Source organism: Aliiroseovarius marinus (genome assembly GCF_004360145.1).
Lineage (GTDB): Bacteria > Pseudomonadota > Alphaproteobacteria > Rhodobacterales > Rhodobacteraceae > Aliiroseovarius > Aliiroseovarius marinus.
The window spans coordinates 241,559-255,927 of record NZ_SAIT01000003.1 but is presented as its reverse complement, the minus strand read 5'-3'; the positions used below and the strand labels follow the sequence as shown (position 1 = coordinate 255,927).

General features: G+C 58.9%; 14 protein-coding genes and 1 tRNA gene. 7 read left to right on the top strand and 8 right to left on the bottom strand.

Annotated elements, in window-relative coordinates; all coding sequences use genetic code 11:
* The first annotated feature begins 129 nt into the window (after nt 1–129).
* From ypfJ to EOL43_RS10920, 7 genes are all read left to right on the top strand, one after another.
* Nucleotides 130–972, top strand: a complete 843-nt coding sequence (gene ypfJ, locus EOL43_RS10950; protein ID WP_133488465.1) for a KPN_02809 family neutral zinc metallopeptidase — start codon at nt 130–132, stop codon at nt 970–972.
* 272 nt (nt 973–1,244) lie between these two features.
* Entirely contained in the window at nt 1,245–2,282 is a 1,038-nt protein-coding gene (locus EOL43_RS10945; RefSeq protein WP_133488463.1) for a TRAP transporter substrate-binding protein, read from the top strand.
* A gap of 104 nt (nt 2,283–2,386) precedes the next feature.
* Nucleotides 2,387–2,971 carry a TRAP transporter small permease gene (locus EOL43_RS10940; RefSeq protein WP_133488461.1) on the top strand — a complete coding sequence of 195 codons (585 nt, stop codon included), beginning with the start codon at nt 2,387–2,389 and terminating at the stop codon, nt 2,969–2,971.
* On the top strand, nt 2,968–4,320 hold the full coding sequence (locus EOL43_RS10935; RefSeq protein ID WP_133488459.1) for a TRAP transporter large permease: 1,353 nt from the start codon (nt 2,968–2,970) through the stop codon (nt 4,318–4,320). Before EOL43_RS10940 ends, EOL43_RS10935 begins: the two co-directional genes overlap by 4 nt.
* 78 nt (nt 4,321–4,398) lie before the next feature.
* Nucleotides 4,399–4,484: transfer RNA gene (locus EOL43_RS10930), tRNA-Leu, on the top strand.
* 53 nt (nt 4,485–4,537) lie between these two features.
* On the top strand, nt 4,538–5,668 hold the full coding sequence (locus EOL43_RS10925; RefSeq protein WP_133488457.1) for a cystathionine gamma-lyase: 1,131 nt from the start codon (nt 4,538–4,540) through the stop codon (nt 5,666–5,668).
* A 440-nt stretch (nt 5,669–6,108) separates the two neighbouring features.
* Nucleotides 6,109–6,768, top strand: coding sequence for a Hint domain-containing protein (locus EOL43_RS10920; RefSeq protein ID WP_166636238.1), 660 nt, complete (start codon nt 6,109–6,111; stop codon nt 6,766–6,768).
* Here EOL43_RS10920 and EOL43_RS10915 read toward each other — a convergent pair.
* The 8 genes from EOL43_RS10915 to EOL43_RS10880 form a co-directional block, all read right to left on the bottom strand.
* Entirely contained in the window at nt 6,749–7,351 is a 603-nt protein-coding gene (locus EOL43_RS10915) for a nucleotidyltransferase family protein (protein WP_133488453.1), read from the bottom strand. The genes EOL43_RS10920 and EOL43_RS10915 overlap by 20 nt on opposite strands.
* A gap of 3 nt (nt 7,352–7,354) precedes the next feature.
* Entirely contained in the window at nt 7,355–8,710 is a 1,356-nt protein-coding gene (locus EOL43_RS10910) for a branched-chain amino acid ABC transporter permease (protein WP_133488451.1), read from the bottom strand.
* A complete protein-coding gene (locus EOL43_RS10905) occupies nt 8,707–9,717 on the bottom strand; it encodes a branched-chain amino acid ABC transporter permease (RefSeq protein WP_133488449.1) in 1,011 nt (336 codons plus the stop codon). The genes EOL43_RS10910 and EOL43_RS10905 overlap by 4 nt, the downstream gene beginning before the upstream one ends.
* Before the next feature lie 2 nt (nt 9,718–9,719).
* Nucleotides 9,720–10,547 carry an ABC transporter ATP-binding protein gene (locus EOL43_RS10900; protein WP_133488447.1) on the bottom strand — a complete coding sequence of 276 codons (828 nt, stop codon included), beginning with the start codon at nt 10,545–10,547 and terminating at the stop codon, nt 9,720–9,722.
* Nucleotides 10,544–11,326 (bottom strand): ABC transporter ATP-binding protein, encoded by a 783-nt coding sequence (locus EOL43_RS10895; RefSeq protein WP_133488445.1) that lies wholly within the window; start codon nt 11,324–11,326, stop codon nt 10,544–10,546. The genes EOL43_RS10900 and EOL43_RS10895 overlap by 4 nt, the downstream gene beginning before the upstream one ends.
* A gap of 89 nt (nt 11,327–11,415) precedes the next feature.
* Entirely contained in the window at nt 11,416–12,606 is a 1,191-nt protein-coding gene (locus EOL43_RS10890; protein ID WP_133488442.1) for an ABC transporter substrate-binding protein, read from the bottom strand.
* Between the two features lie 101 nt (nt 12,607–12,707).
* The gene (locus tag EOL43_RS10885; protein WP_133488440.1) at nt 12,708–13,220 is read right to left on the bottom strand and encodes a GNAT family N-acetyltransferase; all 513 of its coding nucleotides are present in this window, start codon (nt 13,218–13,220) and stop codon (nt 12,708–12,710) included.
* Nucleotides 13,217–14,203 (bottom strand): GlxA family transcriptional regulator, encoded by a 987-nt coding sequence (locus tag EOL43_RS10880; protein ID WP_133488439.1) that lies wholly within the window; start codon nt 14,201–14,203, stop codon nt 13,217–13,219. The genes EOL43_RS10885 and EOL43_RS10880 overlap by 4 nt, the downstream gene beginning before the upstream one ends.
* Nucleotides 14,204–14,369: the final 166 nt, after the last annotated feature.

Below are 14,369 nucleotides of genomic sequence, written 5' to 3'. Positions count from 1 at the left end.
GCCCTCTATACGTGTCCCTGACGAAACATGCGCGTGGCCCAAGGTCAAGTGAGCTATTCTTGAAGTCAGCAAATAGAGCGGTAAACTGACTGTGGTTGCGTAGGTGGTGAATGGTAGGAGAGTTCCGGTATGAAATGGCAAGGTCGGCGGGGAAGCCGAAATATCGAAGATCGCAGACGGGCAGGCGGCGGTAAAGCGCAGGTCGGCGGGCTTGGCCTTCTGGCTATTCTGGCGATTGGCTACTTCATGGGCGTTGATGTCACGCCGTTGTTGCAAGGCGGCGGTGTTGCTGGCGGAAACGGCGGTGGCGAGATCACCGAAGCCGATCGGCAAGCTGGCGAGTTCGTCTCGGTGACACTGGCAGATACGGAAGAGGTTTGGGCCGATCTGTTTCGCACGCAGGTGGGCGACACATATGCCCCCGTTACGCTCGTGCTTTACAAAGGTGTCACCCAAAGCCCGTGCGGCGGCGCATCGGGCGCGACTGGCCCATTCTATTGCCCCGCAGACCGTAAGGTCTATCTGGACACGGCGTTCTTCACCACCATGTCACGCAAGCTGGGTGCCAGCGGAGATTTCGCGGCTGCCTATGTGGTTGCCCACGAGGTTGCCCATCACGTCCAGAACGAACTTGGCATTCTGATGCAGGCCAATCGGATTCGTCAGCAGGTCAGTCAGGAAGAAAGCAACGCGGTCTCGGTTCGGATCGAGCTTCAAGCCGACTGTTTTTCCGGCATCTGGGCGCGCGAGGCACAGGCGCGGTTTGGGTCACTGGAACGCGGAGATATTGCTGAAGCGATGAATGCTGCGCGTCAGATTGGTGACGACACGCTGCAACGCAATGCAGGGCGCGTTCCCATGCCGCATACATTCACCCACGGCACCTCGGAACAGCGCCAACGCTGGTTTGCGCGGGGGTTAGAGAGCGGTGACATGCGTGCCTGCGATACGTTTTCGACGCGCAATCTATGATTCCCCGTCGGTTTGTTTTACGAACCGACGGGCGCGCGGATGACTGGGAAACAAAGGCCTAGCTGCGGCAAACCGTAGAAATACCCTGCTTTCAGATATAATGTTGCGAACGCAACGAAAATTCAGTACATAAATTTCAGCGACAGGATCAACAAAGCCGACCGGATGGTCGAAAAAGCTTGCACGAGTCAGCCGAGCCTGTTTGTATTGTCGTCAATTGCCGGGGCAGGTGCCTTGGCAGCTGTAACACACTCGCGTTGGGAGGAAGCGAAATGAAACTTACCATGAAAGCCACCTTGGCCGGTGCCTTCGCACTTGGACTGAGTGCAACCGCCAGCTTTGCACAGGACGTCACGCTGCGCTGCCAGCACTTCCTGCCGCCGAAGGGCTCGACCCCGCTCTATTTCATGGCGCCCTGGGCCGAGAAGATCGAGAAAGACTCGGGTGGCCGCATCAAGGTTGAACTCTATCCGGCAATGCAGCTGGGCGGTAAACCGCAGGCGCTGTACGACCAAATCCGTGACGGCGTAATTGACTGTGGTTGGGCGCTGCCCGCATACACCCCGGGCCGTTTCCCGGAAGCTGAAGCCTTTGAATTGCCCTTCATGACCTCGCGCAACGCCGCTGCGTCGTCGAAGGCCGCTTGGGAGTTTTCGGAGAAGTACCTGATGGAGCGTATGGGCGACGTTAAGTTGCTGGCAGTCCACGTACACGGCCCGGGCGTTATCCACAAAAAAGGCGAGCCTGTCATGGCTCTGGCCGACTTCGATGGTCTGAAACTGCGCGGTCCGTCGCGTCAGGCAAACACCCTGTTTGAAACGCTGGGCGCTACGCCCGTTGGTATGCCTCTGCCGACCTTCCCGGAAAGCCTGTCGAAAGGCGTTGTTGAGGGTGGCGTAATCCCGTGGGAAATCGTACCGCCGCTGAAAGTGCATGAACTGGCAGACAGCCACACCGAGATCCCCGGTGACCGTTCGCTGTACAACACTTTCTTCATCTGGGCGATGAACAAAGACACCTATGCCGGTCTGCCGGATGACCTGAAAGCCGTCATCGACGCGAACTCGGGTCTGGAAGCTTCGGCTTGGGCAGGTGCGTCGTTCGACAAAGGTGACGTGATCGGCCGCGAGATTGTAGCTGGCACCGACAACAAAATTCACGAGCTGGACCCCGCTCTGGTGGCAGAAATCCGCGCCATGGGTGACAAGCAAGTTGAAGCTTGGGCCGCTGACATGACCTCGAAGGGTCTGGACGGCGCAGGTATGGTAGCCCTGGCAAAAGAGCTGGTCGCGAAGTACTCGGACCAGTGATCTGGTGACACACACAGCTCCGGGCGGCCTGATGGGCTGCCCGGAGTTTTTCTTTCAAGCAGTGGCATATTGGCCTGTGCTGAACGGTTAGAAGGGGGAAGGTCGTGGCAATCGCGAAATCTGCCGAGCTCCGGGTGGGGCGTATCATGGAATTCCTAAGTCGCTGGATGGCGTATTCGGGGGGTGCCGTTCTGGTCGGCATCGCAATGACCACAGTGGTTTCGATCATCGGGCGGGCGTTGTCGGGCTATGGTCTGTCGCCGGTCAAAGGCGACTTTGAGATTGTCGAGATGGGCTGCGCCGTCGCCGTCTTCGCCTTCATGCCGTGGTGTCAGTACAAACGCGGCCACGTGACCGTAGATATCTTCATCACGCGCCTGCCTGAGCGCATCCAAGCGCTTTTGGGCTTCATCGGCGACGTATTCCTGACCGGGGCGGCTTTCATCATCCTGTGGCGTCTGTGGCTGGGCTTTGGCGAAAAATTCCCCTTCGGTTCGGACGCGTTCCGCAGCGTGCTTGGTATGGGTTCGAAGCCTTTCTTCGCCGAAAGCACGTATGAGCTGGAGGTTCCCCTGTGGATCCCCTTCGGCCTGTGCCTGATCGGCGCGGCGTTCTTCCTCGTGGTCGCCATCTATACCACATGGCGGTCGTTCAATTGGGTGCTTGACGGCAAGGAGCAACACGTATGACCGGTATCGAACTTGCAATTGTCGCCTTTGCGCTGATGCTTTTGGCGATTTTCCTGCGCCTGCCGATTGGTCTGGCGATGGGTCTGACCGGCTTTTTCGGCATCTGGTACATGATGGGCCGCCCCTCGGTCACACTGAGCCAGCTAAAGACGCTCTCGTATGACACATTCTCCAGCTATTCCTTGTCGATCGTGCCGCTGTTCCTCTTGATGGGGCAGTTTGCAACCAAGTCTGGCATGTCAGGCGCGCTGTTTAACGCGGCCTCGGACTGGCTGGGTCACCGCAAAGGTGGTGTGGCGATGGCGGCCGTTGGCGCCTGTGCGGGCTTTGGCGCGGTCTGCGGCTCGTCGTTGGCAACCGCCTCGACCATGGGGCAGGTGGCTTTGCCTGAGATGCGTAAGCGTGGCTATTCCGATGCGCTGTCGACCGGTGTTCTGGCGGCTGGTGGTACGCTGGGCATCCTGATCCCGCCCTCGGTTATTCTGGTGATCTACGCGATCCTGACCGAGCAAAACATCGTGAAGATGTTCATCGCGGCGCTGGTGCCGGGCATTCTGGCGGCGCTTGGCTATATGCTGACCGTGGCGGTCATGGTGCGCATCAACCCGGACAGCGCGACCACGGCGGAACGTGTCCCCTATGCCGAGCGCTTCAAGACGCTTCTGTCGATCTGGCCGGTGGTCGTGATCTTCGGCCTTGTCATGGGCGGCATCGCCGGTGACTGGAACTGGTCGAAAGTGGGCGTGCAGGCGCTGTTCACCCCGACCGAAGGCGCGGCTGTTGGTGCTGTTGCCACGGGTCTTTACGGGGTGATGACCGGCGGTCTGACTTGGAAAGGCTTCTTGGACAGCGTTCTGGCCACCGCGCAATCCACCGCGATGATCTTCTTCATCGTGCTTGGCGCGCAGATCTTCAACTCGTTCCTCGCCTTCACCCAAGCGCCGCAAATGCTGGCGGACTGGGTATCGAGCCAAGGCTACGCACCGCTTCTGGTCCTGACTATGATGCTGATCGCCTATCTGGTCTTCGGCTGTGTCATGGACAGCCTGTCAATGATCCTGCTGACCATCCCGATCTTCTATCCGATCATCGAGGTTCTGGACTTCGGCCTGACCCCGGAAGAGGCCGGCATCTGGTTCGGTATCCTTGCCCTGATCGTGGTTGAGGTCGGCCTGATCACCCCGCCAGTTGGGATGAACCTGTTCATCATCAACTCGATGGCCCGCGACATCCCGATGAGCGCGACCTATCGCGGCGTGGCACCCTTTGTGCTGTCCGACCTGATCCGCGTGGTCGTTCTGGTGGCTTTCCCGGGGATCACGTTGTGGCTGGTCGGGGTCTTGTTCTGACGGCGAAAAAATAGCACGGGGCAGGGGCGGAAATGCCGTTGACCTTGCCCCGTGGCTTGGATATCCAAACCGAACAGTGCCCAAGTGGCGGAATGGTAGACGCAGGGGATTCAAAATCCCCCGCCTTCACGGGCGTGTGGGTTCGAGTCCCACCTTGGGCACCACTTTCCCGCCGAATTCGTGATACATGACTGCCGGTGGCTGACCGGAGCATGCTATGCGCAAAACACCCAAAGATCTCAATCCGTTGGCCCGCGCGGCCGAGCTGTTGCATCACCGCGGGCAAGGGCTGTCCAAGGGCGACCCAATCGCGCTTCCGATCACCACAAGCTCGATGTTTCATCTGCCCGGCGATCCGGCAGATACGCCCGGCTATGGCCGCGTGGACAATCCCACATGGGAGGCGCTGGAAGAGGCGTTGGCGATCTTGGAAGACGCGCCCTGCGTCGCGCTTCCGTCGGGGATGGCTGCGATCTCGGCGGCGTTGTTTGCCTCACTGGGGGCGGGCAAGCGCCTGTTGGTGCCCTCGGACGGGTATTACGTCACCCGGGTGCTGTCGTCCGAATTTCTGGCCACGTTTGGCGTAGAGGTCACCGAGCGCCCAACAGCTCAGTTTTCTGAGGGCGGAATTGCCGGGTTTGACGTGGTCTTTATCGAGACACCCTCGAACCCCGGTCTCGACCTTTGTGATCTGCAAGCGATCTGTGCCGAGGTGCGCGCGGCTGGCGGGATCAGCATTGTCGACAACACCACACTGACGCCATTTGGGCAGCGCCCACTGGATCTTGGCGCAGATGTTGTCGTCGCCTCGGACACCAAGGCACCGGGTGGGCATTCGGACCTATTGATGGGCCATGTGGCCACCCGAGACGAGGCACTGTTGGAGCGGGTCAAGAATTGGCGGAAGATGTCCGGTGCGATCCCCTCGCCACACGCAGCATGGGCGCTCTATCGCGGGCTTGAGACGCTGGAACTGCGCTTTACCCGTATGTGCGACACCGCCGAGGTGATTGCCCCTGTTCTGGCTGCTCATCCCGCCATTCAGGCGACGCGTTTCCCGGGACTTCCAACCGATCCATCCCACAATTTGGCAACTACACAGATGGCCCGTTATGGCTTCCTGATCGGCATAAATCTGGGTTCTGAAGAGCGTGCTGAACGCTTTATCACGCAATGCCACTATCTGCGCCCCGCGACTTCTTTCGGGGGCGTCCACAGCTCGGCCGAGCGGCGTGCGCGCTGGGGGGATGATGTCCCTAATGGATATGTAAGACTGTCCATCGGCTGCGAACCACCCGAGGTGCTGTTGAAGGATCTGACCGATTCCCTTGATCAGCTTGACGTCTAGACGGTCCTGCCTTCTTTGCGCCGTATTTCACTTAAATTGGGCGTATCTCTCTACCGTAGATCAGCGACGCCAGTGACCGATCTATACATGCGCGTGGTAAGATCGTGGAAGGTGAACACGTTTGTGTAGAACTTCCCGCATTTTAGAAACAATCGGCAGTTGTGTATTGCGGTTGCGCAAGGTTGGTTGCACCTCGGATCTCTAATATTTAACACAAAAACAAGGACTTGTGTCAGGTCGCGTAGGCCCAACGCGCCTTCCCGGAGCTTGTCGCGCGTGGCGTAAACGCAAGAATCCGGTTTCTTTGTCGTTATTTCACACTTTAGGCACGTTCTTCCGGTAAATTCCCCTTAATGAAAGCTGGAAAAACAGCTACCCAACCATCAATACGAGTTGTGGCGAACACTTTGGTACTTCGTGATTTCAGAATTGAGGACGACTTGAGCGTATCGTGGCCGGGGGTGCCGGCTGTCCGGAATGACACGTCCGTTTCGACGCAAAATGAATCGCGTCGTGCGACCCTGAGCGGGGCGCTGTCAGGCATTTCTGCCAACACGATGGTCGAAACGGCACGCGGGGCAGTGCCCGCACGGGCGCTTCAGGCCGGAGATCAAGTGCGTACGCTGAAAGGGCGGTTTGCCCCCATTCGCTGGTTGGGCCACTCGGCCATGTCCAAGTCCCGAAACACCGCGCCGATCCGCTTCCCCGAGCTTTCGGATGGCCAGTCCGGCGCGTTGCTGACACCGGGAACACTGGTTCTGGTCGACCACCCGTTCTGTGAAATGCTGACAGGCGAAGCGCAGGTTGTCTGCGCGGCTGACATGCTGGCCGAACTCGGTCAGGCAAAGGCGGATGCGACGGTGTCGCCCATGATGGTGCACATTCTTCTCGATAAGACCGAAATGATCCGCTGTGGCGACTATTGGGTGGAAAGCCTGATCCCCGAGATCGATCTGATCCGCCGTGATGCGCCAGACGCCGCTGAAGAAATTCTGGACGCATGTCCCAGATTGCGTAGTCGCCAGGGGATCGCCTCGTATTTGCGGGACCATCTGGTGATTGATCGGCGCGAGGCGAGCGTTATTTTCTCGGGCGCGTAAGTACGCCTTCTTCCCAAACTGTCCAATCTTCCGGGGTGTCCAGATCCCGCACAGCGTTCTGGCCGGGCAGGGGATGCAGGTCGACGGGTTCTGACTTCAGCAGATCACGCGCTCCAATATCCCCTGACAAAGCCTCGAGTTGCGGGCGGTAGCGCGCGGGAAAGATTACCGGGTGGCCCGGTTTCCCCGCCTCGGTCGCCGCCCGAAGGATCGTTTCTCCGTCAAAACGGGTCAGCAGGGCGCGCAGATCGTCCGCAGTCACATCCGGCAGGTCAGACAGCAAGATCATAATGCCTGCGATATCCTCAGGGAGCACGCGTATGGCGGTTGAAATGCTGTCGCCCATGCCCTGTGCCGTACCGGAGACCTGCACGGGGATGGCAGAGGTTTTGGCGACTAGCCCGGCCTTCTGCGGCTCATTCGGGACGGCGACATAGGGCACAGACCCGGCAGCAAGAATTGTGTGGATGCGGTTTTCTAAAAGGCGCTCCCCGCTTGGAAGCTGCCTCAGAAGCTTGTCTTGTCCCATGCGGCGGGACTGACCGGCGGCCAACAGCACAATCGCGATATTGGCCGCCGTCATGGTTTACTTCTCGGGGATCAGGCCGCGCGGGCTGAACCGCAGCACCAAAAGCAAAACGATCCCCATCGAGAACAGGCGCATATAGGCTGCCGAATTGATCAGGTGATCCTTGAGGGCAGAGCCGTCAGCCATCGAGGAGGTGATCACTGCCATCAACCATTGGCCCAGCGGTTCCACCTGAACCCAGAGGTACCAGATCAGGAAGGCGCCAAGGACAGACCCAAAGTTGTTGCCCGAGCCACCCACGATGACCATCACCCAGATGAGGAAGGTAAAACGCAGCGGCTGATAGGTGCCCGGAATGAATTGCCCATCCAGCGTGGTCATCATGGCGCCCGCCAGACCGCACAGGGCCGATCCCAAGACGAAGATTTGCAGGTGCCGTTTGGTGACATCCTTGCCCATCGCCTGAGCCGCAACCTCGTTATCCCGGATCGCACGCATCATGCGGCCCCAGGGCGAGTTCAGAGACAGCTGCGCCAGAATGATCAGGGCCACTAGAACGACGGTGAACAGCGCCGAGTAGGACAGTTTCACGGCAAGCGTCGAGGCGGTGGTGGTATCAAGTCCCAGACTGTCTGCACGGGCCACGAAATCAGCGCTTTGTTGCAGGTCGATCTCGTAGGGCACCGGGCGGGGCAGGCCGATTACGTTCTTCACACCACGGGACAGCCAGTCTTCGTTCTTGATGACGGCAATGACAATTTCCGAGATCCCAAGGGTCGCAATCGCCAGATAGTCCGACCGTAGCCCCAAAGCAGTCTTGCCGACGACCCACGCAGCGCCAGCAGCCAACAGACCGCCCACTGGCCACGCCAGAACAGTCATATAGCCATGTGCCTTGTAGTTGTCGGGACCGCCGGGGTTCAGACCGCCCAGAAACCCGGTTTGCGCGGGGTTGATCGCCTCGACCCCGGCAACGCCCGCGTCGAAGATATAGCGGTAGACAAAGAAGCCCACAATCAGCGTGCCCAGAACGGCCAGGGTGCGGCTGCGGCCAGCCGCCATGCGCGTGTGCAGCAGGACAGCGGCGATAACCGTGGCCGCGCCGACCAAAAGGCCAAAGACGATGCCGATGCCGCCTTGGCTCCACGCGCCATGCGTGACCGGCATCGAGATCAGCACCGTTGCCAGACCACCAAGGGCCACGAAGCCCATGATCCCCACGTTAAACAGGCCCGCATAGCCCCATTGCAGGTTCACGCCCAAAGCCATGATCGCGGAAATCAGCGCCATGTTCAGAATGGCAAGGGACGAGTTCCAGCTACCGCTGAACACCCAGAACGAGGTGGACCCTTCAAGAATGAACAGCAGCGCCACCACAAAAAACAGAACAGGAGTACGAAGTGACTGGCTCATACCGATTGCCCCTTGAATAGACCCGTAGGTTTGATCAGCAACACGACGATCAGGATCACAAAGCTGACCGCGAATTTATAGTCAGTCGACATCAACTGAACGAGGCCCGATGGCTCAAGGCTTTCGGGCAGCAGATAGACCGCGACTTTCTTCCAGGCATAGGTGATCGTGACCTCAGAGAACGCAATGACAAACCCGCCCGCGATGGCGCCCAGAGGGTTGCCCAGACCACCCACGATGGCCGAGGCGAAAATCGGCAGCAGAAGCTGGAAATAGGTGAAGGGTTTGAAGGTCTTATCAAGCCCATAGAGCGTGCCCGCGATGGTGATCAGGGCAGCCACGATGATCCATGTGATCATCACCACGCGCTCGGGGTTGATGCCTGACAGCAGCGCCAGATCCTCGTTGTCCGAGAATGCCCGCATCGATTTGCCCGTACGCGTGCGGTTCAGGAACCAGAACAGCACGGCCACGACGATGATCGCGGTCACGATGGTGATACCCTGCGAGGTTTTGAAGGCCAGACCTTCGTTCAGCCCCGTGGCGTTCTTAAAGTCCCGTGCGCGGATGATGAAGCGCTCGCCGTCGGCAAAGCGTTGATCACCCGGCCCAATGATGAAACGCACAACGCCGTTCATGATGAACATCACACCCATCGAGGCCATGACGAACACGATCGGCTTCGCTTTCACACGGCGGTAAAAGCGGTACACCGTCCGGTCCGTTAGGATTAGCAGCATGGCCGTGACCACGATGCCAAAGGGCAGGGCCAAAAGCGCGGTTGGCAACGGGTGGATGGAGATGCCCATCGACTGGAACCACCAAGTGAACAGTATCGTCACCATCGCCCCGAAGGCCATCGTGTCGCCATGAGCGAAGTTCGAGAAGCGCAGAATGCCGTAGATCAGCGTCACCCCCAACGCGCCAAGCGCCAGCTGGCTGCCATAGGCGATCGCGGGGATCAGTACAAAGTTGGAAAGCGCGACAAGCGCGTTCAGAAAGTCCATTCTTAGCCTCCCAAGAACGATTGGCGGACTTCTGGGTCGGCCAGAAGGTCTTTGCCCGATCCAGTATGCGCGTTGCTGCCCTGTACAAGGACATAGCCTTTGTCAGCGATCTCAAGCGCTTGGCGGGCGTTCTGTTCCACCATCAGGATCGAAATCCCGGTTCGCGCGACCTCGATAATGCGGTCGAACAGTTCGTCCATCACGATGGGGCTGACGCCTGCGGTGGGTTCGTCCAGCATCAGGACAGTCGGCTTGGTCATCAGCGCGCGGCCTACGGCCACCTGCTGACGCTGACCGCCCGACAACTCGCCCGCGGGCTGGTTGCGTTTGTCGCGCAGGATCGGGAACAGTTCATAGACCTGCTCGATGGTGTCCTGAATGTCATCCTCGCGGATGAAACCGCCCATCTCGAGGTTCTCTTCCACCGTCATCGAGGTGAAGATGTTGTGGGTTTGGGGTACAAACCCCATGCCCTTGCGCACCCGCGCCTGAGGAGACAGGTCGGTGATGTCCTCGCCACCCAGACGGACCGAGCCCTGGCGCAGGTTCAGCATCCCGAACACGGCTTTCATACCAGTGGATTTACCCGCGCCGTTGGGGCCGACGATTACTGCGATCTCGCCCTTGTCGACAGCGATGGTGCAGTCATGCAGGATGTCGGGGCCGGACTTGCCGTAGCCACCGGTCATGCTGTCTCCGATCAGGAAGGCCTCTTGCGTATGCATTTCATGGCCGGTTCCCGTGGCCGAAACCAGCGTCCCTGATCCCTTTGGGTTGACGATAGAGGCATCTTTGTTGCCACGATCATCCTGATATGGATTCCCGCTCATGCGCCCACTTTGTCCTTATTTTTCAAGCCGGTGCCCAGATAGGCCTCGATCACTTGTTCATTGGCCTTGATCTCGGCCAGCGTGCCTTCAGCCAGCACTTTGCCTTCCGCCATACAGATCACGGGGTCACAGATCTTCTCGATGAAATCCATGTCGTGTTCGATGACGACGAAAGTATAGCCGCGCTCTTCGTTCAGGCGTTTGATCGCATCGGCGATGGTGTAAAGCAGCGTACGGTTCACACCGGCGCCTACCTCGTCCAGAAAGACGATCTTGGCGTCCACCATCATGGTGCGGCCCAATTCCAGCAGCTTCTTCTGCCCGCCCGAAATCTCGCCCGCGCGCAGGTCTGCAATGTGCGAGATCGTCAGGAACTCCAGCACCTCGTCCGCCTTGGCTTTCAGCGCGCGCTCTTCATCTGCAATCCGCTTACGCCCAAACCACGTGTCCCACAGCCGTTCGCCGGATTGCCCGCCCGGGACCATCATCAGGTTCTCGCGGCAGGTCATCGAGCCGAATTCGTGCGCGATCTGGAAAGTGCGCAGAAGGCCCTTGTGGAACAGTTCGTGCGGGGGGAGGCCGGTGATGTCTTCGCCCGCCATGGTGATCCGACCCGAGGTCGGCTTCAACACGCCCGCGATGACGTTAAACAGCGTCGTTTTGCCCGCGCCGTTGGGGCCGATCAGTCCGGTGATGGACTTATTCTGGATGGTCAGGGTTGCCCCATCGACGGCACGAAAGCCGCCAAAATGCTTGTGGACATCCTCGATGACGATCATTTGAATTCTCCTGCCACTTTAAGTTTATGGCGTAACTTACGGAAACAGCCCGGAAAACTCCGGGCTGCTTCGTGATTATGTAGGTCGGTTTAGTGGAAGCCGACTTCTTTGAACTCGCCACCTTCGATGACGACTTCACGGTAGCTACCACCGCTTTCACCGGCACCGATCAGCTCGACGTCCGAACCACCGACATAGTCGATGTCGCCGCCGTTCGACAGGATTTCCAGCGCTTTGGCCAGTTCACCCGGTCCGATCGGCTCGCCCGGGGCGTTGGCGACTTCCAGAATGGCCTTCGAAACCGAAGCACCGTCCGTGGCGCCTGCTTTGTGCATGCCCAGCAGCAGAATAGCAGCCGAGTCGTAGCCTTCTTTGGCGTAGACCGAACCACCGTCAATACCCGCAGCTGCCAGCATCTCTTCCAGTTTCACAGCGCCGTCGTTCTGCGATGCAGGGTGCTGGCCGAAGCTGCCGTCCAGATCCGAGCCGAACTTGGCGGTCAGAGCGTCGGTAACCATGCCGTCGGGCAGTACGAACGTGTCAAACGCACCGCTGTCCAGTGCGCCTTGGATCACGCCTGCACCACCTTGGTCTGCATAGCCTGCAACAACCAGTGCATCACCACCGGCCGATGCCAGCGCGCCAACTTCAGCCGAATAGTCGGCTTTGCCGTCTTCGTGGGCGGCGTTGATGGTGACCGCGCCACCAGCAGCTTCGTAGGCCGCGGCGAAGCTGTCAGCCAGGCCTTTGCCGTAGTCGTTGTTGGTATAGGTCACGGCAACCGAATTGATGCCTTTGCCCATGATGATGTCCGCCATCAGTTCACCCTGACGGGCGTCCGAGGGGGCCAGACGGAAGAACAGGCCGTTGTCTTCCAGCGTCGACAGGGCGGGCGAGGTGGCCGAGGGCGACACCTGGGCGATACCGTTCGGCATCGACACGCCGGTCAGAACAGCGCCGGTTGCGCCCGAGCACATGGCGCCAACGATGCCGGCAACGCCCTCACCGGTCACCAGACGTTCAGCCGCAGCGGTTGCAGCTGCCGAATCGACACAGGTCGAGTCTGCGCGCACCGGCATGACAGCCTTGCCGCCCATGAACTTGCCGCTGTCGCTGATTTCTTTGATCGCGGCTTCAGCACCACCAGCAATCGGCGGAGCCAGAGATTCCAGAGGGCCGGTGAAGGCCAGAAGAACGCCGATTTTGACGGCATGATCGTCAGCAAACGCAGCGCCGCAGGTCAAAGCGGAGGCTGCTGTTGCGAGCAGAAGTTTTTTCATTTTGTGTACTCCCAATTGGAAAATTCCGGTCTCGACCCTAGGCGCGGACATCGGAAAAGAAAAGGCCGAAGCAGGCGATTTGCTTAAAAAAACGCCAGTGTTTACGGGCCGTCAGGATCCGGTCGCAGCAAGGTGTAATAGTCGCTATCGAACCATTCTCCATTGATCTGGATTGTGGCGCGCGCGGAATGCGTCAGCTTGAAACCTAAATGCGCCAATAGGTGCGCTGAGGCCGAATTTCTGGGGTCGATATCTGCGGTGATTTCAAGCTGGGCAGGGTACTTATCCCACGTTGCGTCGATGATCGCGCGAAGCGCCTCGCGGGCCAATCCCTGTCGCCAATGGTCGGGGTGCAGGATGTAGCCTAACTCGGCCAGACGCCAAAGTCCTGCTTTGCCGATCACTACGCCGTCGCGTTCGACCACGAACTCCAGTCCAGTCTCACGATGGGACCACAGCATGCCGTCCAGCGTTTTTTGGGTTTCCTCAAGCGTTTCGTGGGCTGGGTGGCTCCAAAACCGCATCGCCTGAGTGTTCGAGAATATGTGATGCAGTGCCTCGAGGTCATGCGCCTGCGGAGGTCGCAAGACAAGCCGTTCGGTCCTTAGGATCACGCAGGTTTAGCCCCACGGCTGCCGCGTTCACGATAAGGCGTGGTGTCATAGTGCGACCGGTAGCATTTCGAGAAATGCGAAGGGCTGGAGAAGCCACAGGACAGGGCCACGTTGATCACGCTCATATCGGTCTGCATCAGCAAATTACGCGCTTTCTGTAGGCGTAACTCCATGTAATAGCGCTTGGGCGAGCGGTTTAGATAGCGACGGAACAGACGCTCCAGCTGACGCGTGGACATGCCAACTTCACTGGCTAGAACGGAAGGCGAGATCGGCTCTTCGATGTTGGCTTCCATTTTGCGGATCACATCGGAAAGCTTCGGGTGCCGGACGCCGATGCGGGTGGGCACGGACAGGCGCTGGCTGTCGCTTTCGGTCCGGATCGTCGTGTAAATCTGTTGATCGGCCACCACGTTCGCGACGTCCTCGCCCTGATCTTCGGCAATGACCTTCAGGATCAAGTCAATCGCAGCGGTGCCGCCAGCCGCCGTCATGATCTTGCCATCAACTACGAAAACACGTTTGGTCAGTTCGACCTCGTCAAACTCTTCGGTGAAGCTGTCATGGTTTTCCCAGTGGATCGTGGCACGCTTGTCGTTTAGTAGCCCGGCCTTTGCCAGAATATGCGCGGCGGTACAAAGCCCTGCGATACGCACCCCGCGACGGGCCTCGCGCCGCAACCAGTTCAGCAGTTTGGTGCTGCATTTACTTTGTACATCGACGCCAGAGACAAGAACCAGAGTGTCATCTCGACGGAGTTCCTCAAGCGGGCCATCCGCGACAAAGCTTGGCCCAGCGGACGAGGCCACTTGGCCGCCGTCCTCTGACAGGATCACCCAGTCATACAGCTTCGTTCCGCTGGCACGGTTGGCGATCCTTAGGGCATCAACAGCGCCTGCGAAACTTAGAAGGGTGAATCCGTCAACAAGAACGAATACAAACCGGCGCGCGGATTGATCATTCATCTCTGACAGTTTGGCCATCCGACTCACCCTTTTCTTCATGGGTTCTATAAAGGTAGCGACAAATTCAGCAGGTTTAGAGGCCCGCAGCAAGTCGCTTTTTTACCAATCATAGCTTAGCAATGCTAATGCGACAAACGATGGGAATTTTCCGTCACAATCCTGTTTCACAACTCTGTTTGCACGT